The sequence below is a fragment of the Xanthomonas vesicatoria ATCC 35937 genome, assembly GCF_001908725.1.
Classification (GTDB): Bacteria; Pseudomonadota; Gammaproteobacteria; order Xanthomonadales; family Xanthomonadaceae; genus Xanthomonas; species Xanthomonas vesicatoria.
This window is the reverse complement of sequence record NZ_CP018725.1, coordinates 880,788-898,899: the sequence shown is the minus strand read 5'-3', so window position 1 is coordinate 898,899 and position 18,112 is coordinate 880,788. Positions and strand designations below refer to the sequence as shown.

The 18,112-nt window shown below is 65.0% G+C and carries 16 protein-coding genes and 1 other RNA gene; 15 read left to right on the top strand and 2 right to left on the bottom strand.

Translation table 11 applies throughout. The annotated features are described in order from the left end of the window. Positions 1-34: 34 nt before the first annotated feature. The 15 genes from BJD12_RS03925 to BJD12_RS03855 all read left to right on the top strand — a co-directional run bounded on the left by BJD12_RS03925 (position 35) and on the right by BJD12_RS03855 (position 14,404). On the top strand, positions 35-1,177 hold the full coding sequence (locus BJD12_RS03925; protein WP_005991619.1) for a glycosyltransferase family 4 protein: 1,143 nt from the start codon (positions 35-37) through the stop codon (positions 1,175-1,177). Next, positions 1,174-2,223, top strand: coding sequence for a glycosyltransferase (locus tag BJD12_RS03920; RefSeq protein ID WP_005991617.1), 1,050 nt, complete (start codon positions 1,174-1,176; stop codon positions 2,221-2,223). Before BJD12_RS03925 ends, BJD12_RS03920 begins: the two co-directional genes overlap by 4 nt. Further along, the gene (locus BJD12_RS03915) at positions 2,220-3,725 is read left to right on the top strand and encodes a lipopolysaccharide biosynthesis protein (protein WP_042827914.1); all 1,506 of its coding nucleotides are present in this window, start codon (positions 2,220-2,222) and stop codon (positions 3,723-3,725) included. The genes BJD12_RS03920 and BJD12_RS03915 overlap by 4 nt, the downstream gene beginning before the upstream one ends. Positions 3,726-3,789: 64 nt before the next feature. Further along, positions 3,790-4,992, top strand: coding sequence for a GumK N-terminal domain-containing glycosyltransferase (locus BJD12_RS03910; protein WP_005991613.1), 1,203 nt, complete (start codon positions 3,790-3,792; stop codon positions 4,990-4,992). A gap of 41 nt (positions 4,993-5,033) precedes the next feature. Further along, positions 5,034-5,828, top strand: coding sequence for a polysaccharide pyruvyl transferase family protein (locus tag BJD12_RS03905; RefSeq protein ID WP_005991611.1), 795 nt, complete (start codon positions 5,034-5,036; stop codon positions 5,826-5,828). Positions 5,829-5,832: 4 nt separating this feature from the next. Further along, positions 5,833-6,627 (top strand): WecB/TagA/CpsF family glycosyltransferase, encoded by a 795-nt coding sequence (locus BJD12_RS03900; RefSeq protein WP_005991610.1) that lies wholly within the window; start codon positions 5,833-5,835, stop codon positions 6,625-6,627. Between the two features lie 86 nt (positions 6,628-6,713). Next, positions 6,714-6,789, top strand: a non-coding RNA gene (locus BJD12_RS03895) — sX9 sRNA. A 17-nt stretch (positions 6,790-6,806) separates the two neighbouring features. Continuing rightward, positions 6,807-7,268 carry a cupin domain-containing protein gene (locus BJD12_RS03890; protein ID WP_005991608.1) on the top strand — a complete coding sequence of 154 codons (462 nt, stop codon included), beginning with the start codon at positions 6,807-6,809 and terminating at the stop codon, positions 7,266-7,268. Positions 7,269-7,360: 92 nt separating this feature from the next. Next, on the top strand, positions 7,361-8,374 hold the full coding sequence (locus BJD12_RS03885) for a TraB/GumN family protein (protein WP_005991606.1): 1,014 nt from the start codon (positions 7,361-7,363) through the stop codon (positions 8,372-8,374). A gap of 193 nt (positions 8,375-8,567) precedes the next feature. Then, the gene (locus BJD12_RS03880) at positions 8,568-9,599 is read left to right on the top strand and encodes a 3-oxoacyl-[acyl-carrier-protein] synthase III C-terminal domain-containing protein (RefSeq protein WP_005991604.1); all 1,032 of its coding nucleotides are present in this window, start codon (positions 8,568-8,570) and stop codon (positions 9,597-9,599) included. Then, a complete protein-coding gene (locus BJD12_RS03875; RefSeq protein ID WP_058562635.1) occupies positions 9,599-10,447 on the top strand; it encodes an MBL fold metallo-hydrolase in 849 nt (282 codons plus the stop codon). Before BJD12_RS03880 ends, BJD12_RS03875 begins: the two co-directional genes overlap by 1 nt. Next, positions 10,444-11,403: an NAD-dependent epimerase/dehydratase family protein gene (locus BJD12_RS03870; RefSeq protein ID WP_005990564.1), complete on the top strand. Its 960-nt coding sequence runs from the start codon at positions 10,444-10,446 to the stop codon at positions 11,401-11,403. Before BJD12_RS03875 ends, BJD12_RS03870 begins: the two co-directional genes overlap by 4 nt. Next, the gene (locus tag BJD12_RS03865) at positions 11,394-12,548 is read left to right on the top strand and encodes a glycosyltransferase (RefSeq protein WP_039420478.1); all 1,155 of its coding nucleotides are present in this window, start codon (positions 11,394-11,396) and stop codon (positions 12,546-12,548) included. The genes BJD12_RS03870 and BJD12_RS03865 overlap by 10 nt, the downstream gene beginning before the upstream one ends. Then, positions 12,538-13,137, top strand: a complete 600-nt coding sequence (locus tag BJD12_RS03860) for a hypothetical protein (protein ID WP_005990560.1) — start codon at positions 12,538-12,540, stop codon at positions 13,135-13,137. Before BJD12_RS03865 ends, BJD12_RS03860 begins: the two co-directional genes overlap by 11 nt. Beyond that, complete coding sequence (locus BJD12_RS03855) at positions 13,127-14,404, top strand: glycosyltransferase (RefSeq protein ID WP_005990558.1); 1,278 nt, start codon at positions 13,127-13,129, stop codon at positions 14,402-14,404. Before BJD12_RS03860 ends, BJD12_RS03855 begins: the two co-directional genes overlap by 11 nt. A gap of 371 nt (positions 14,405-14,775) precedes the next feature. Here the strand turns inward: BJD12_RS03855 and dxs are convergent, their stop codons facing one another. Next, a complete protein-coding gene (gene dxs / locus BJD12_RS03850; RefSeq protein ID WP_042827803.1) occupies positions 14,776-16,692 on the bottom strand; it encodes a 1-deoxy-D-xylulose-5-phosphate synthase in 1,917 nt (638 codons plus the stop codon). Positions 16,693-17,176: 484 nt separating this feature from the next. Further along, positions 17,177-17,833, bottom strand: coding sequence for an HNH endonuclease (locus BJD12_RS03845; protein WP_039420446.1), 657 nt, complete (start codon positions 17,831-17,833; stop codon positions 17,177-17,179). Positions 17,834-18,112 lie beyond the last annotated feature (279 nt).

The following is an 18,112-nucleotide window of genomic DNA, read 5'->3' as shown; positions in this document are numbered from 1 at the left end:
TGCGTGCGCGCGGCTGGCACAGGAGATTGGCGTAATGAAAGTGGTGCATGTCGTCCGCCAATTCCACCCCTCGATCGGGGGCATGGAAGAGGTCGTTCTCAACGTTGCCCGCCAGCATCAGGCCAACAGCGCCGATACGGTGGAAGTGGTGACCCTGGATCGGGTGTTCACCGATCCGGGTGCGCAGCTTGCGCCGCAGGAGACCCATCAAGGTCTGCCGATCCGGCGAATTGGCTATCGGGGCTCGTCGCGCTATCCGTGTGCGCCGTCGGTGCTGGGCGCGATTCGTTCGGCCGATGTGGTGCATCTACACGGAATCGATTTTTTCTACGACTATCTGGCGTTGACCAAGCCGCTGCACGGCAAGCCGATGGTGGTGTCCACGCACGGCGGGTTCTTTCACACCGCCTATGCGTCGCGCATGAAGCAACTATGGTTCCAGACACTTACGCGCACCTCAGCGTTGGCGTATTCGCGGGTGATCGCAACCAGCGAAAACGATGGCGATCTGTTTGCCAAGGTGGTATCGCCGGCCCGCTTGCGGGTGATCGAAAACGGTGTGGACGTGGAGAAATATGCGGGGCAGGGTGCCGCCGCGCCGGGTCGGACGATGCTGTATTTCGGGCGCTGGTCGGTCAACAAGGGGCTGATCGAGACGCTGGAACTGCTGAAGGCGATGCTCGCGCGCGATCCGCAGTGGCAGTTGATCATCGCCGGCCGCGAATACGATTTGAACGAGGCCGACTTGCGCAAGGCGATTGCCGAGCGCGGCTTGCAGGACAAGGTGCAGTTGAGCATGTCGCCGTCGCAAGAACAGCTGCGCGCGTTGATGCAGCAGGCGCAATTCTTCGTGTGCCTGTCGCGCCATGAAGGTTTCGGCATTGCCGCAGTGGAGGCGATGAGTGCGGGCCTGATTCCCGTCCTCAGCGATATCCCGCCGTTCGTGCGGCTGGCGAGCGAGTCGGGGCAGGGCGTGATCGTCAACCGCGACAGGATCGAGGCGGCGGCCGACCAGGTGCAGGCGCTCGCACTGACGGCCGATGCCGACTTTGCGGCGCGTCGTGCGGCATCGATGTCCTACGTGAGCCGCTACGACTGGAAGCATGTGGTGGGGCGCTATATCGACGAGTACCACAGTGCGCTGGGCACGCCGCGCCCGCAGGAGACGCTGCGATGAGCGCGCTTGCATCGGCATCGATGACACGTGTGGCGACCACGCCGCAGATCACGGTGTTGTTCTCTACCGAAAAGCCCAATGCCAGCACCAACCCGTACCTGACCCAGCTCTACGACGCATTGCCCGATGCAGTGCAGCCGCGTTTTTTCTCGATGCGCGATGCCTTGCTGTCGCACTACGACGTGCTGCATCTGCACTGGCCCGAATACCTGCTGCGCCATCCCAGCGCCGTGGGCACATTGGCCAAGCAGCTTTGCGCGGCATTATTGCTGTTGAAGTTGCAGGTCACTGCCACGCCGGTGGTGCGCACCTTGCACAATCTGGCACCGCACGAAGATCGCGGGTGGCGCGAGCGCAGCCTGTTGCGCTGGATCGATCGCCTGACCCGTCGCTGGATTCGCATCAACGCCACCACCCCGGCGCGCCCGCCGTTCACCGACACCATCCTGCATGGCCACTACCGCGACTGGTTCGCGACGATGCCGCAAGGCACCACGGTGCCGGGGCGGCTACTGCACTTCGGGCTGATCCGTCCGTACAAGGGTGTGGAAACGCTGCTGGAGGTCATGCGCGAGGTCCGCGATCCGCGGCTGAATCTGCGCATCGTCGGTAACCCGGCCACCCCGCAGATGCGCACGCTGGTGGAAGAAGCCAGTGCGCAGGATCCGCGCATCAGCGCCTTGCTTGCCTATGTCGAAGAGCCGGTGCTGGCGCGCGAGGTCAGCGAGGCCGAGTTGGTGGTGTTGCCGTACCGGCAGATGCACAACTCCGGCACGCTGCTGCTGGCGTTGTCGTTGGCGCGCCCGGTGCTGGCACCGTGGAGCGAATCCAATGCGGCGATTGCCGAAGAAGTGGGGCCGGGCTGGGTGTTTCTGTACGAAGGCGAGTTCGATGCGGCGCTGTTGACCGGCATGCTCGACACGGTGCGCGCTGCACCACGTGGGCCGGCACCGGATCTGTCGCAACGTGATTGGCCGCGCATCGGTCAGCTGCATTACCGCACCTACCTCGAAGCGCTGGGCAAGGATGGAGACGCTGCGCTGTGACCGCGGAAACTCCCACGACGTCCTCTCCAACCCCGCCGCCGCAGCGCAGCCTCGGCTCGCGCGCCGCTGGCGGTGCCGCGGTGACCATGTTGGGCCAGTCGGCCAAGATGGTCGTGCAATTCGGCGGCATCATCCTGCTGGCACGCTTGTTGACGCCCTACGACTACGGGTTGATGGCGATGGTCACCGCGATTGTCGGTGCAGCCGAGATCCTGCGCGATTTCGGCTTGTCGGCCGCCGCGGTGCAGGCCAAACACGTCAGCCGCGAACAGCGCGACAACCTGTTCTGGATCAACAGCGGTATCGGCCTGGCGCTGTCGGTGCTGGTATTCGCATCGTCGCATGTGATCGCCAACTTCTATAAAGAGCCGGCGCTGGTCACGATCTCGCAGGCGCTTGCGGTGACGTTCCTGATCAATGGCATGACCACCCAGTACCGCGCGCATCTGAGCCGTGGGCTGCGCTTCGGGCAGGTAGCGCTGAGCGATGTGGGCTCGCAGGTGCTGGGTTTGGGTGCTGCCGTCGTTGCCGCGCTGCTGGGGTGGGGCTATTGGGCGCTGGTGGTGCAACAGGTGGTGCAGGCAGTGGTCAACCTGGTGATCGCCGGCAGCTGCGCGCGTTGGCTGCCTGGTGGCTATCAACGTTCTGCACCGATGCGCGATTTCATGAGTTTCGGCTGGAACCTGATGGCCGCGCAGTTGCTGGGATACGCAAGCCGCAATGTGGGGCAGGTGATCATCGGCTGGCGTACCGGGCCCGATGCGCTGGGTCTGTACAACCGCGCGTTCCAGCTGTTGATGATGCCGTTGAACCAGATCAATGCACCTGCGACCAGCGTGGCGTTGCCGGTGCTGTCGCAGTTGCAGGACGACCGCGAGCGTTTCAGTGCGTTCCTGCTGCGTGGGCAGACCGTGATGGTGCACCTGATCGTGGCGCTGTTTTCGTTCGCCTGCGCGGTGGCGATGCCGTTGATCGTGCTGGTGCTGGGCGAACAATGGCGCGAGGCAGTGCCGTTGTTCCAGGTGCTCGCGCTGGGTGGTATTTTCCAGACTGCGTCCTATGCCACGTATTGGGTGTTCCTGGCACGCGGTTTGATGCGCGAGCAGTTGCTGTTTTCGCTGGTCAGCCGCATCGTGTTGATTGCCTGCATCTTTGTCGGTTCGCGCTGGGGCGCGATGGGGGTCGCCATCGGCTATTCGTTCGGGTTGCTGGTGACCTGGCCGCTGTCGCTGATCTGGGTCGGCAAGATTTCCGATACGCCGGTGGGCGTGCTGTTCACCAATGCGGTACGCGCAATGGTGGCTTACGGCGTCGCTGGTGCCTGCGCGTACTACGCCTCGATCACCGTCGGCGGCCCGCTCTGGCAGCAACTGGCCGCAGGTGCAGCGGCGATGGCCGTGGTGTGCCTGCTGATGCTGGGCATCTGGCCGTCGTTCCGTCGCGACGTGATCTCCATCGTCAACATCCGCAAGTTGCTGAGTCAGGCCAAGGCACGTCGATGAGATCGACATCGTCTTCGCCTGCATTCGAGCATGATTTGACCCACTCATTCATAGGACACGGCCCATGAGCGAAACACCCGCCGCTGCTTCCGGCATTCGCCGGCCTTGCTATCTGGTCTTGTCCGCACACGATTACCGCACGCCGCGCCGCGCCAACATCCACTTCATCACCGATCAGCTCGCGCAGCGCGGGACGACGCGATTTTTCTCGTTGCGTTACAGCAGGTTGTCGCGGATGAAGGGCGATATGCGTCTGCCGCTGGACGACACCGCCAATACCGTGGTGTCGCACAAGGGCGTGGACTGCTATCTGTGGCGCACCACGGTGCATCCGTTCAATACGCGCCGGTCGTGGCTGCAGTCTGTCGAAGACGCGATGTTCCGCTGGTATGCCGCACATCCGCCGAAGCAACTGCTGGACTGGATGCGCGAGGCCGATGTCATCGTGTTCGAAAGTGGCATCGCCGTGGCCTTTATCGAACTGGCCAAGCGCACCAATCCCGCCGCCAAGCTGGTGTATCGCGCCTCCGATGGGTTGAGCACGATCAACGTGGCCTCCTACATCGAACGCGAATTCGACCGGGTTGCGCCCACCCTGGATGTCATCGCGCTGGTGTCGCCGGCCATGGCCGAAGAGATTGCAAGCCGCGATAACGTCTATCACGTTGGGCACGGCGTGGATCACAACCTGGATCAGCTGGGTGACCCATCGCCGTACGGCGAAGGAATTCACGCGGTGGCAGTGGGGTCGATGTTGTTCGATCCGGACTTCTTCGTCGTTGCCAGCAAGGCGTTTCCGCAGGTCACGTTTCATGTGATCGGGTCGGGCATGGGCCGTCACCCGAGCTATGGCGATAACGTCGTCGTCTATGGTGAAATGAAGCACGTCGAGACGATCGGCTACATCAAGCACGCGCGGTTCGGCATCGCGCCGTACGCGTCGGAGCAGGTGCCGGTGTATCTGGCCGATAGCTCGATGAAGCTGTTGCAATACGATTTTTTTGGCTTGCCTGCGGTGTGTCCGAATGCAGTGGTCGGGCCTTACCAGCAGTCGCGCTTTGGTTACACGCCAGGCAATGCCGATTCGATCGTTGCTGCAATCGGGCAGGCGCTGGACGCGCCGCATGTGCGTTACCGCCAATGTTTGAACTGGTCCGACACCACCGACCGTGTACTGGATCCAGCCGCGTATCCGGAAACCCGTTTGTATCCGCAGCACACCGGCGCAGCCGCGCGTGCTTCCTCGGAGGCTGCGCTCTCGCATTGATGCAACGCACCTCACCCGCTTGAGACAGGAGACCCCCCTTTATGGCCAACGCTTTGCTGCAAAAGTGGATAGAACATGCAGAACGTCGCGCACTGTTCTGGTGGCAGCCGAAGAACGCTGGCGTCAACATGGGGGATCACCTGTCCAAGGTGATCGTGTCCTGTGTGCTTTCGTTGCAGGACAAGACCCTGATCGAGAAGCGTGATCTCAGCAAGAAGCTGATCGCGATCGGTTCGGTGCTGCACTTTGCCAAAGATGGCGACACCGTCTGGGGCAGCGGCATCAACGGCAAGATTCCGGCCGAGCGCAACACCTTCAGCACGCTCGACGTGCGGGCGGTGCGCGGGCCCAAGACCCGTCAATTTCTGCTGGACCGTGGCATCGCGGTACCCGAAGTCTACGGCGACCCTGGTCTGCTGACCCCGATGTTCTTTCCGGCCGACGCACTCGGCACGGTCAAGAAGCGTCCGTTCGCCATCGTTCCGCATTTCAACGAGCCGGTCGAAAAGTACAGCGCGTACGCAGACCATCTGGTGTTTCCCAACGTCAAGCCGGCGACCTTCATGAGCCAGCTGTTGGGCGCTGAGTTGGTGGTCAGCAGTTCGCTGCATGGCCTGATCCTGGCCGAGGCCTATGGCATCCCGGCGGTATACCTGGACTGGGGCAATGGCGAAGATCGCTTCAAGTACGACGACTACTATTACGGCACCGGCCGCACGCAGTGGGACTCGGGCAACAACGTCGAAGAGTGTCTGACGCTAGGCGGCAACGGCACGTTCGATCTGGAAAAACTGCAGGCCGGGCTGCTGGCCGCATTCCCTTACGACCTTTGGTGATTCGATGATGCAGGGCCAGCGCGTGGACAGCGAAACAACGACCGTCGCCGCGGTCGACACGCCGCCGGGCGTGGTGATTCCACTGGGTGGGTTTCCGGTGTTGTCCACCACCCAGGAAGCATTCGCGCTGGATCTGTTCCATGCATTGGCCGCGCAACAGCCGCGCCGGGTGTTCTTCGCCAACACCAACTTCGTCGTGCAGTGCCAGGCGCTGCGGATGCGCATGCGCGAGCCCAGCGTGCGCATCGTCAACGACGGGATCGGCATGGACTTGGCGGCGCGGCTGATTCATGGCCGCCGCTTTGCCGGCAATCTCAACGGCACCGATCTGATTCCGTATTTGTGCCGCGAAGCAGCGCAACCGCTCAAGTTCTTCCTGCTTGGCGGGCGGCCCGGCGTAGGCAAGACCGCCGCTGCCACCTTGACCGGCACCTTGGGGCAACAGGTAGTGGGCATGTGCGACGGCTACGGCGAATTTGCCGCGGCGGGCGAAGGTCTTGCCGAGCGCATCAACCGCTCGGGCGCCGATGTGCTGCTGGTGGCGTTCGGCAACCCCTTGCAGGAGCGCTGGATCCTCGATCATAGCCAGGCACTGCGCGTGCCGCTGGTGTTCGGCGTCGGTGCATTGCTTGATTTTCTGTCGGGTACCGCCAAGCGCGCGCCGGATTGGGTACGCCGGTTGCACATGGAGTGGATGTATCGCCTGCTCAACGAGCCGCGTCGCCTGCTCAAGCGCTACAGCTGGGATCTGCTGGTGTTCTTCCGCACCTGCCTGCGCGCGGGCAAACACCTGCCTTGATGCAGGGTGATGGTCTGTGGGCTTGGAGCAGCTCACATGACTACGGCGCGGCCGCCAGGCGGGTGCGGCCGGTGCTCGGAATCGGCATCTATCGCTCGTACACTGCGGTTCCTCCGCGCCGTCCGCACCCACCTGACGACCGCTCGCTATGGGTGGTCAGCCGCTCTTAGAAGGCACGCATGCATCCGACCGCCGCCGCCGTGATCCGCTCGCTCGACCTGTCGCCGCATCCGGAAGGCGGGCACTTCCGCCGCGTGTATGCCTCCGAGCGCCAGATCAGCGACAACGGCCTGATCCGCCCGGCGCTGACTGCGATCCGTTTTTTGCTCGCCGCCGGCGAATCCAGCGCCTGGCATCGTGTCGATGCCGAGGAAAGCTGGCATTGGCAACAAGGCGATGCGCTGGAACTACTGATCTACGACGAAGCCGGCGGGCAGCTGCAACGGCTGGTGCTGGACGCCGCCGAACGCGGCGAGCCGATGCACGTGGTCCCCGCAGGGCACTGGCAGGCGGCACGTTCGCTGGGCGAGTTCACTCTGGTGGGCTGCACGGTGTCGCCAGGATTTGTGTGGGAAGGATTTGCGCTGCTCGACGCCGCCTCGCCATTGGCCGAGCACCTGGCAGCACTGGCCCCACGCTGACCGATCGCCGCACGGTGCGCGGCCGAACGCTTCCCTAACGCGGCGCTTGCGGGCTTGGCGTACTGTCCGCTTCAAACAGGGGGCAACACGTGATGCGATACAGCGCAACGTTATGGGGCGCCGGCTTGATGCTGGCATCGATGCTGGCCGCTGGCAGCGAGCGTGCGCCGCAAACCTCGGCCGCACCACCGCCGGTGGTCGACCTGGAGGCCATGGTCGTGCGTGGCGTGCAGCCCGGTCCGGGGTTGTGGAAGGTCAGCAAGGGCGACCACGTGTTGTGGATCCTGGGCACCTTGTCGCCCTTGCCGAAACGGCTGCAATGGCAGTCGACCGAAGTGCAAACCATCATCGGCCAATCCCAGCAGGTGCTGATGGCGCCGACCGTGCAGATCGATGCGGACATGGGCTTTTTCGGCAAGCTGACCTTGCTGCCATCGGCGATGAAGGCGATGAAGAATGAAGACGACCGCGAACTGCGTGACGTGTTGCCGGCCGAGTTGTATGCGCGCTGGAGCGTGGCCAAGGCGCGCTATATCGGCAGCGATCGCGGCGTGGAGCGCAAACGCCCGATGCTGGCAGCCGGCGAGTTGTATCAGGCCGCGATCAAGCGTTCCGGCCTTGCCCGTTCGCCGGTGATCTGGTCGGTGGTGGAACGCGCGGCCAAGCGCGCAGGCATCAAGCCCACGTCCACCACGCTGGACTACAAGATCAAGGACCCGCGTCAGGCGCTCAAGGAGTTCCGTGCCGGCGGCATGGACGATACTGACTGCTTTCGCAGCATTCTGGTCACCGTGGAGCGCGATCTGCCGACCATGGTCGAGCGCGCCAACGCCTGGTCGGTGGGCGATATCGAGGCCTTGCGTCAACTGCCGCGCGAAGATCCGCAAGCGGCGTGCATGAGCGCGATGGCCAGCTCCGGCGCCGCCAGAAAGCGCGGCGTCGACGATCTGGAGCGGCGCATGCGCGAGCATTGGCTCGGCATCGCCACCACCGCGCTGCAGCGCAATCGCAGCACGTTCGCAGTGCTGCCGATCAGCCGCATGACCACGCCGGATGGCTATCTGGCGCGACTGCAGGCGCTTGGGTACGAGGTGGAGGCGCCTTGAGCGCATGCGCGCGTCGTAAAGCCGCCGGGGAAGGAGGCCAAGCGCCACAGCGTGCGTTACCAGCTGCGGGGAAGACCAGTTGCCAGTCGCCAGGCAGCAGTCGAGCGAACCCCGATTACGATCACCGACAGCGCGCGCTGGCCGCCACGTGATCGCCGCCACCTTGGGTTAGGCCAGCCCAGGCAGCCACGGTATGCTGCGCGCCTTGTTCACAGAGAGCTCCGCGTTGAACGCATTGCCGCTGCGCATCCTCGGTACCGGGCGCCACGTCCCGGCCAGGGAAGTCACTTCGCATGAGCTGGATGCGCGCTGGCAATTGCCGGCCGGCACCACCTTCGCGCGCCTGGGAGTCGCCACGCGCCATTACGTCGGCGAGGGCGAGACCGCATCGTCGATGGGGGCCGCCGCCGCGCAGCAGGCATTGGCCAACGCGGGCATCGACAGCAGCCAGATCGATTGCCTGATCTCTGCCTGCAGCGTGATGGAGCAGCCCATTCCTTGCCAGGCGGTGCTGATCCAGCGCGCACTCGGGCTTGGCGATTCCGGCATTCCCGCGTTCGACGTCAATGCAACCTGCCTGAGCTTTGTGGTGGCGCTGGACATGGCCGCCAACGCACTGGCGCTGGGCCGCTACCAGCGCGTGTTGATCGTCTCCAGCGAAGTGGCCTCGGCCGGTCTGGACGACACAGTACCGGCCACCGCCGGTCTGTTCGGCGATGGCGCTGCGGCCGTGGTGGTCGGGCGCAGCAGCGCCGATGACGGTTCGGCGTTGCTGTCCAGTCGTCTGTCCAGCTACGGCAGCGGCGCGGACGTGTGCCGCATTCGCGGCGGCGGTACCCGCGCAGCGCAGACACAGCACAGCGCAGCCGATGCGTCGCGCACGTTCTGGATGGATGGGCGCAGCGCCTACCGCTTTGCTGCGCGGCATCTGCCGGCGTTCTGGCAGCAGTTGCTGCACGAGGCCGGCGTCACTGTGCCGCAGCTGCGCTACCTGGTGCCGCACCAGGCCTCCGGTGGCGGACTGGATCACGTGGTGCAATCGCTGGGGCTACGCAGCGAGCAGGTCGTGCGCATCCTGCACGCCACCGGCAACCAGGTGGCCGCTTCGCTCCCGCACGCCTTGCATCACGCCTGCGTCGATGGGCAGTTGCAACGCGGCGACGTGATCGCGCTCCTCGGCACCGGCGCCGGTCTGGCGATTGGCGGCATGGTGTTGCGCTACTGATGCGCGTGCGCGTCTCTCTTGAGCTGTTGCGGGTCGGCCACTGCCGGCATTGCGAGCGCATGGTGCGTGCAGACGGCCATTGGCATGCGGTGGACTTTCCCGCGTTGAGCGTGTTGATCCGGCATCCGCAGCGGGGAGCGATGCTCTACGACACCGGCTATGCCGCGCATTTTTTCCAGGCTACCGATCCCTGGCCGGAGCGCCTGTATCGCTGGACCACCCCGGTGACCCTGCCCACGCACGAAACCCTGCGCGCGCAGCTGGCACGTCGCAGTGTGCAGCTGGACGAGATCGGCTGGTGCCTGATTTCGCATTTCCATGCCGACCATGTGGGTGGCCTGCGCGACCTGCCGAACGCGCGCTTCATCTGTCTGCGCGCGGACTATCAGCAGTTGCGGACTTGCTCGCGCCTGGGAGGATTGCGTCGTGCCTTGCTGCCGCAGCTGCTGCCGGAGGATTTCGATCGGCGCCTGCAGTTCGCCGAGCAGGCGCCTCAGCGCGAGCTGAGCGGGGCCTGGAAGGGCCTGGGCACGGCGTACGACCTGTTCGAAGACGGCAGCGTGCTCGCCGTGCCACTGCCCGGCCACGTGCCCGGGCAGATGGGCGTGTGGTTGCGCGACCAGCACGACCGCGAGGTGCTGCTCTGCGCGGATGCGGTGTGGTCGTCGGCCACCTGGGCAACGCTGCAGTGGCCGGCGTGGCCCACGCGGTTGCTGATGCACGATTGGAGCGCGTTTCAGCGCACCGTGCGGCAGTTGCACGGTTTGTCGCAGGCGCATCCGGAGTTGGCGATCCTGCCGTCGCACTGCCAACCCAGTCTTGACCGTTACCAGCCGGAGTGGCGATGAGCCTGCGCATTCTCGTGACCGGCGCATCCGGTTTTGTGGGCGGCGCGTTCCTGCGCCGTTTCCAGGGGCAGCCCGGCGTGGAGATTCACGGTATCGGGCGGCGTGCCAGCGAGCTACCCAACTATCACCGCATCGATCTGAGCCAACCGTTCTCGCTGGACTGGCGGCCGGATGTGGTCATCCACGCGGCGGCCCTGGCATCCCCTTGGGGGAGCCGCGCGCAGTTCCACCTGCACAACGTGCAGGCCACCGCCAATGTCATCGATTTTTGCCTGCGCAACGGCTGCCCGCGCTTGCTGTATGTGTCCTCCAGCTCGGTGTTCTACCGGGAGGCGCATCAATATGATCTGGACGAAGGCAGCCCCATCGGCCCGGACTTCGTCAACACGTACGCACGCACCAAATACCTCGGCGAAACCTTGCTGGAGCGCTATCCGGGGCAGGCATCGGTACTGCGCCCGCGCGCGGTGTTCGGGCCGGGCGACACGGTGTTGTTCCCGCGCGTGATCGCCGCTGCGCGCAAGGGTGCATTGCCGCGTTTTGTGGGCCAGACCCAGCCGGTGATCGGCGATCTGATCTATATCGACACGCTCTGCGACTACCTCTACCGCGCGGCCACGGCACCGCAACTGCAACGCGCCTACAACCTCACCAACGCGCAGCCTGTGGATCTGCAGCAAACGGTGCTGGATGTGCTGGCGCGCCTGCAGCTGCCGTTACCGCACCGCGAAGTGCGCATCGGCACGGCGCTGCGCATGGCCAGCATGGTGGAGGGTTTGTATCGCGTGCTGCGCTTGCGCAGCGAGCCGCCGATCACGCGGTTCGGCGTCGGTGCGTTTGCCTATTCCAAGACCTTCAATCCGCAACGCATGCTTGCCGATCTGGGGGCTCCCAGCGTGGGCGTGGAAGAGGGCATCGAGGCCTTCGTGCGTTGGCAGGCGGCGCAGTGGATGTAGCCGTGCTCGCCTTGGCGGCGCTGTACCTGAGCCTGCTGCTGTTCAAGACGGCTGCGGTGCTGTGGGTCATGCGCAACGCGCATGCACGGCCTGCACGCGGTTTTGCCGGTACCCAGGCAGAGGTGGCGATCCTGCAGCCGATTCTTGGCGGTGACGCGCATTTGCATAGCGTGCTGGCGGCCAATCTGCAGGCGTTGCCGCATGCGCAGTTCTGGTGGCTGCTGGACGCGGACGACGCAGCGGGGAACGCGGTCGCAGACGCGCTGGCCATACAGCATCCACAGATGCGAATCACACGGATGCTGGTGCCTGCGGCGCCGCCCAACATCAATCCCAAGGCGTGGAAACTCGAGTACGCCCTTGCCCAGGTGCAGGCGCCGATCTGTCTGATCCTGGACGACGATGCGCAGCTGAGTGAACCGGCGTTGTTGCAGCTGCTGCAGGATATGAACCACGCCGACGTCGTGACCGCATTGCCGTACTACTGCGACAGCGACACGCTGGCGGGCCGCCTGTTGTCGCAGTTCGTCAACAACAATGCGGCGCTCACCTATCTCGGCTGGCTGCCGTTTGCGGCGCCGTTGACCATCAATGGCATGTGCTACGCCGTGCGCACCGCGCAACTGCGTGCGTGGGGCGGCTTTGCTGGGTTGCTGGAACAACTGACCGACGATCTGGCGGTTGCCACGCTGGTCCGCGAACGCGGCGGGCGCCTGTGGCAATCCACTGCGCCGGTGGCGATGCGCACCGCAATGCCGGATCTGGGCAGCTACACGCGGCAGATGCATCGCTGGATGTTGTTCGCCTTGATCCTGCTTCGGCGACAACGTGTACGCACACGCAGCGCCATCGGTCTCTTGCAAGGCTTGCCGCCGCTTATGCTGGTTGCCGTGTTGATCGGCACCTGCCTCTGGCCTTCGTGGCCGGTGCTGGCAGGCCTCGTTACCACGGTGGTGGTGCGTGCTTCGCTGCTGTGTGCCGTGCAATGGCGCGTGACCGGTGCGCTGCGCCATCGCCCGCTGTGGTCGCTCTGCGCCGAGTGTCTGCAACCGCTGCATCTGCTGCATGCCACAATGGTGCGCACCATCCGCTGGCGCACCCGCCGGTACCGGGTCTTGTCGAACGGCTGCTTCCGTGCGCAGTGACGCCGCGCCGCTGCAGATCGCGTTCCTGACCGGGCAAAGCGACCCGGCGCGCTGCGCCCTGAGTGCGGAGCAACTGGCATTTCTGCACATGCTGCAAGGCCCGGGCCGACGGCTGTTGACCTGCAATTATCCGTACTGGCTTGTCAGTGCTCCGCACCGGCGCATACCGCTGTGGCGCGCGAGCCTGTCCAACGCGCGCCAGTATCTGCAGGCGCGTGCCGGTCGCGTTGCAGAGGCCGATCGCGCGCGGGTCGGTGCATTGCTGCAGCAGGCGCCGATGACGGTGTTGCTGGCCGGCAGTTGCGGTCTGCAGGTGCTGACGGCACTGCAGTTGCCGCAGGCGCTACGTGCGCGGTTGGCCGTGTTTGCGTACGGCCCGGTCTGTCGCGCGCCGGCGACATTCAGTCGCTTGCGGGTGGTGCAAGGGCAGGGCGACTGGATTTCGCGCGCGCTGTTCGACGCTGCAGCTGAGCTGACGCCCGCCTGCGGTCATATGGACTACCTGCGCGATGCAGCGGTGCTGGCAAGCTGCCAGGCCTTTGTGGCCGAGGTCGAACAAACCCTGCGGAGCCATGCGGATGCGGATTGACCTGATCGCCCCACCGTACAGCGGCCATCTGCATCCGATCCTGGCCATTGCGCGTCAGCTCGCGGCCCGGCATGACGTCCATGTCATCAGCACCCCGGCGGCGCAGGCGCGTATCGCTGCCTGCGGGTTGCACGCGGCGAGCGTGCTGGACGTGCAGGCCGATCGCATCTTGATGCAGATCGCCAACCCACCGCACGCCGTAGGTCATCACCCGTTGCGTCTACGTCGACAGCTGCATGACGCGCTTGGCCTGATGGCACGCGTGGGCACCGCATTGCAGGCGCGCTGGAGCGAACGACGGCCGGATCTGGTGATCGTGGATTTCACCCTGCCCAGCGCCGGCCTGACGGCGCAGGGCATGGGGATTGCGTGGTGGACCAGCATGCCGTCGCCCTGCGTGATCGAAACCCCGGACGGCCCGCCTGCCTACTTCGGTGGGTTGTTGCCTGCAACCACCCTGCGCCAGCGTGCCTGGCATGCGCTGGCGCGCCGGCTCACACGCGGATTCAAGCGCACCTTGCATGCCTGCTATCGGCGCCAGATGCACGCCTGCGGCTTGCCGGCGCTATACCGCAGCGATCGCAGCGAGGCGGTGTATTCGCCGCAGTGCATCCTGGCCTTGGGACTGCCGTCGTTTGAATTCGCGCAGCGCTGGCCGGCGGCGGTGCGCTTCGTCGGGCCGCAGTTGTGTACGCCGCCGTCCACGGTGGCGCCACCCGACTTCGTGCCCGGCCATCGGCATGTGCTGGTCACGCTGGGCACGCATCTGCAGTGGGTCAAGCAGCGCATGAATGGCGTGCTGCGCGCGCTGGCGCCGCAATTTCCCGAGGTGATCTTTCATTTCAGCGATGGCGATACGACCGCGCCACATCAGCCAGGGCAGGGCAATTATCGGCGTCTGCCGTATTTGGATTACGCGCAGCACCTGCATCGCTACGCCCTGGTCGTGCATCACGGCGGTGCCGGCATTCTGTATGCCTGCCTGGCCGCAGGATTGCCGTCGATCGTGTATCCGCTGGATTACGACCAGTTCGACCATGCGGCACGGCTGCACGCCGCAGGTGCCGCAACCTGGCTGCGTGAGCTGAGTGCGTTGCCCGACGTGCTGGGCGAGGCGCTGAGGGCGCCGGGACCATCGTCGGATGTACTGCGTCTGCAGGCAGAGTTGCAGCAGATCGCTGTGCAGGCGCGCGTCGTGGGGCTGGTGGAGGCCTTCGCGCAGACCGGGACCGTGCCGAGCACCGACGCCCTGGCAGCCCAGATGTGATGCGTGGCGTGCGTTGCTCTTGCAGATGCAATGCGCATTGGCGCAGCGACTGATCAAGCCGATTCTTCCTGCAATACCTACGCTCGGTGTTGGCGCTGCGGATGCCTCTGACCCGGTTGCTCAAGGGCTGCGGGCGTCTTCTGACACGACGCGCGCATCGCTGTGTTGGCGAGTCATCGATCTTCATCGCATGCAGGCCATATTGCGCGCGGATCTAATCGCGCGCATTTGCGTGACGACTCAGACGCACCGAGCAAGGCGCTAGTCGAATAGGGACTCAGCGCGAGCACGTCGCACACAACGTGTCCTGGAATCGCAGATACCTACGGGTCCACGCGACCGACGAACCGGTCGCGTGGATGGCAACGCGCTTAACCCGCAGCGGCGTTACGCGGTGCGGTGGTGCCGGCCATCAGCTGCGGCCAACGCTTGAGCACGGCGGCACGGATGCCGGCCTGGTCGATGCCGGCTTCGGCCAGCAGATCTTCGCGGCTGGCGTGGTGCTGGAAGCTGTCCGGCAGGCCCAGGTGCAGCATGGGCATGGTGATGGCTTCGGCATTGAGCAATTCGGCCACGCCCGAGCCGGCGCCGCCAGCGACGACATTGTCTTCGATGGTCACGAAGCCGTCGTGGGTCTTGGCCAGGTCCAGCAGCATCGCCTTGTCGAGCGGTTTGACAAAGCGCATGTTGACCACAGTCAGCCCCAGCTCGCGGCCGACCGCTTCTGCTGCTTCCACGGTAACGCCAAAGCCCAGCAACGCCAGGCGGGTACCGCTGTGTCGCAGCTGCGCCTTGCCGATCGGCAGGGTGGTCAGCGCTGCGTCGAGCGCCACGCCGGGGCCGGTGCCGCGCGGGTAGCGCACTGCCGCCGGGCCTTCGTAACGCACGCCGGTGCTCAACATCTGGCGGCATTCGGCTTCGTCCGCCGGCGCCATCACCACCATGTGCGGTACGCAGCGCAGGAAGCTCAGATCGAGATTTCCGGCATGGGTGGCGCCATCGGGGCCGACCACGCCGCCGCGGTCGATCGCGAACAGCACGTCCAGTTTCTGCACCGCCACGTCATGCACCAGCTGGTCGTAACCGCGTTGCAGGAAGGTGGAATAGATCGCCACCACCGGCTTGGCACCCTGGGTCGCCATGCCGGCGGCCAGCGTCACCGCATGCTGCTCGGCAATGGCTACATCGAAGTAGCGCTGCGGGTATTCCTTGCTGAAACGCACCAGCCCCGAGCCTTCGCGCATCGCCGGGGTGATCACCAGCAACTTGGGCTCGGCGGCAGCCATGTCGCAGACCCAGTCGCTGAAGACGTCGGTATAGGTCGGCTTCCTGGCGCCGGTCTTGGCCACCAGCCCCTTGCTGGGGTCAAACGGGCCGACCGCGTGATAGCCGATCTGGTCGCCTTCGGCCAGCTCGTAGCCCTTGCCCTTGGTGGTGATCACGTGCAGCAGCTGCGGACCCTTGAGGGTCTTCAGCGTCTTGAGCGCGCCGACCAGGCCGGGCAGGTCGTGGCCATCGATGGGGCCGGTGTAATGGAAACCCATTTCCTCGAACAGCGTGGAGGGCACGAACATGCCTTTCCAGTGTTCTTCCCAGCGCCGTACGAAGCGGGCCGTGGGGTTGTTTTTCTTGTCGCCGAGGATCTTCTTGCCGCCTTCGCGGATGGCGTTGAGCGTGCGGCTGCCGCTGGCGCGACCCAGCATCTTGGTCAGCCCGCCCACCGCTTCGGAGATCGACATGCGGTTGTCGTTGAGGATCACCAGCAGGTTCGGTTCCGGGTCCATGCCACCGGCGTGGTTGAGCGCCTCGTAGACCATGCCGGCCGTCATCGCGCCATCGCCAATCACAGCCACGACCTTGCGGTCGTCGCCATTGCGCTGCGCGGCAATCGCCATGCCGAGCGCTGCAGAGATCGAGGTGGACGAATGGCCCACGCCGAAGGTGTCGTAGACGCTCTCTTCGCGCTTGGGAAACGGCGCAACGCCGTCCTTCTGCTTGACGGTGTGGATCTGGTCGCGCCGCCCGGTCAGGATCTTGTGCGGGTAGGTCTGATGGCCAACGTCCCATACCAGCTGATCGACCGGAGTCTGATACAGATAGTGCAGGGCGACGGTGAGTTCGATCACGCCCAGGCCGGCCGCGAAGTGCCCGCCGCTCTTGCCGACCGATTCGATGAGATAGGCACGCAGCTCATCGGCGATCGCCGCAAGCTCGGCTTCGTCGAAGCTGCGCAGGTCGTCGGGAGTCTGGATGCGGGACAGGCGCGGGTAGCGGGTGGAGTCGATCATCATCGTGTCAATGTTCTGAAGCCATATTGTCCTCCCCATGCGAAGGCCCGGCAAGCAAACCGGTTCAGCTGTCAGCGGGTGGTGATGGTCGAGTGTGCCGTTGTTGCTGGCGTGTGCGGGCGTTGCTGGAGCCTGCGGCAATCTGCCGCACCCCGAGGGCGGTGCGTCGTGGCATCTACTGCAGCGTGCAGGCGGCGCAGCGTGGTGGCCGTGGGTGCTGCTGGTCGTGTGTTAGGCGCTACGTAGGTGGGCCGGCACATGCGCGTGCTGTCGGTCAACGCGGCGTCTTCTGCCTGTGGCGTCGCTGGCGATGGCACAGCAGCGTCGAACGCAAGCACGCCGAGTCAGGCAAGCCCTTGATCGATGACGACTGTCGAAACGAGGTGAGCGCTTGCCGGATCAGCCATCAGTTGCAGCGGCCGTTGTCGCGAGCCGTGTTGGCGTCGTTCAGTGCGTCATCGCAGTCGTCTGCACCCACCCAGGCTTACAACGACAGCTTCGAACGCTTGGGCAGTTGCGCGCGCAGGAAGGCCATCTGATCGGACAGGATGTTGCGGTTAGACAGGATCAGATGCTCGATCCAGCTCGGCCGGTACGGTACCGCCAGCAGTGGCATGTGCGCCTGCTGCGGCGTGCGGTTGGCCTTGCGCGAGTTGCACTGGAAGCAGGCGGTGACCACGTTCTCCCAGCTGTCGCGCCCGCCCTTGGACACCGGCATGACGTGATCGCGGGTCAGGTGCGGGCGGCTGAAGTGCTGGCCGCAATACATGCAAAGCTGCGCATCGCGTGCGAACAATGCGGTGTTGCTCAAGGTCGGGGTGGGGTCCAGCGCACGCGAACGGGCGTGGCCACGCGCGGCGATGATGGGGTGCAGCTCCAGCGTGCTGCGCTCACCGGTGAGCCGCGAAATGCCGCCGTGGATCTGCATGCAGGGCTCGCCCAGCGTCCAGGACACCGCGCCGCGCGCATACAGGCAGGCCGCATCTTGCCAGTTGATCCAGTCCAGTACGCGGCCGTGCGCATCGAGGGAAAGCAGGCGCAAGGTGGGAAGTTGCTGGATTGCGGCGACAGCGCCGCCCGCGACCGGGGCAGAGATGCCTCCGGGGACGATCACATCACGAACGTGCGTGTCTGTCTCCATCGGGAAAACAGCTTATACCCGATCGTTGACAGTTTGTGTATCGCAGCGAACGGCGTTGGCGCGTGTCTTGCAACCAAAGGGTCGGCCAGCAAGGACCGGCTTGGCCGCGATGCGCCCGTGCTGCGGAATCAATCTTCGGGCGCGTTGATGGTTTTGGTGAATCGTAGGGGCACACCTGGGCGCGACGCCTTGCAGATCGATACCGCCTCTTCGCGGCCAGGTCCGCTCCTACAACAGCAGCAAAATCTCCCATGTCTCGCCATGGGAGCGCACCGGGGC

Bases quoted from the DNA above. Each gene is read 5' to 3' on its own strand.
- BJD12_RS03920 (WP_005991617.1), top strand. From the start codon at position 1,174: ATGAGCGCGCTTGCATCGGCATCGATGACACGTGTGGCGACCACGCCG.
- BJD12_RS03875 (WP_058562635.1), top strand. From the start codon at position 9,599: ATGCGCGTGCGCGTCTCTCTTGAGCTGTTGCGGGTCGGCCACTGCCGG.
- BJD12_RS03910 (WP_005991613.1), top strand. From the start codon at position 3,790: ATGAGCGAAACACCCGCCGCTGCTTCCGGCATTCGCCGGCCTTGCTAT.
- BJD12_RS03925 (WP_005991619.1), top strand. From the start codon at position 35: ATGAAAGTGGTGCATGTCGTCCGCCAATTCCACCCCTCGATCGGGGGC.
- BJD12_RS03880 (WP_005991604.1), top strand. From the start codon at position 8,568: ATGCTGCGCGCCTTGTTCACAGAGAGCTCCGCGTTGAACGCATTGCCG.
- BJD12_RS03870 (WP_005990564.1), top strand. From the start codon at position 10,444: ATGAGCCTGCGCATTCTCGTGACCGGCGCATCCGGTTTTGTGGGCGGC.
- BJD12_RS03890 (WP_005991608.1), top strand. From the start codon at position 6,807: ATGCATCCGACCGCCGCCGCCGTGATCCGCTCGCTCGACCTGTCGCCG.
- BJD12_RS03885 (WP_005991606.1), top strand. From the start codon at position 7,361: ATGCGATACAGCGCAACGTTATGGGGCGCCGGCTTGATGCTGGCATCG.
- BJD12_RS03845 (WP_039420446.1), bottom strand. From the start codon at position 17,833: ATGGAGACAGACACGCACGTTCGTGATGTGATCGTCCCCGGAGGCATC.
- dxs (WP_042827803.1), bottom strand. From the start codon at position 16,692: ATGATCGACTCCACCCGCTACCCGCGCCTGTCCCGCATCCAGACTCCC.
- BJD12_RS03905 (WP_005991611.1), top strand. From the start codon at position 5,034: ATGGCCAACGCTTTGCTGCAAAAGTGGATAGAACATGCAGAACGTCGC.
- BJD12_RS03855 (WP_005990558.1), top strand. From the start codon at position 13,127: ATGCGGATTGACCTGATCGCCCCACCGTACAGCGGCCATCTGCATCCG.
- BJD12_RS03900 (WP_005991610.1), top strand. From the start codon at position 5,833: ATGATGCAGGGCCAGCGCGTGGACAGCGAAACAACGACCGTCGCCGCG.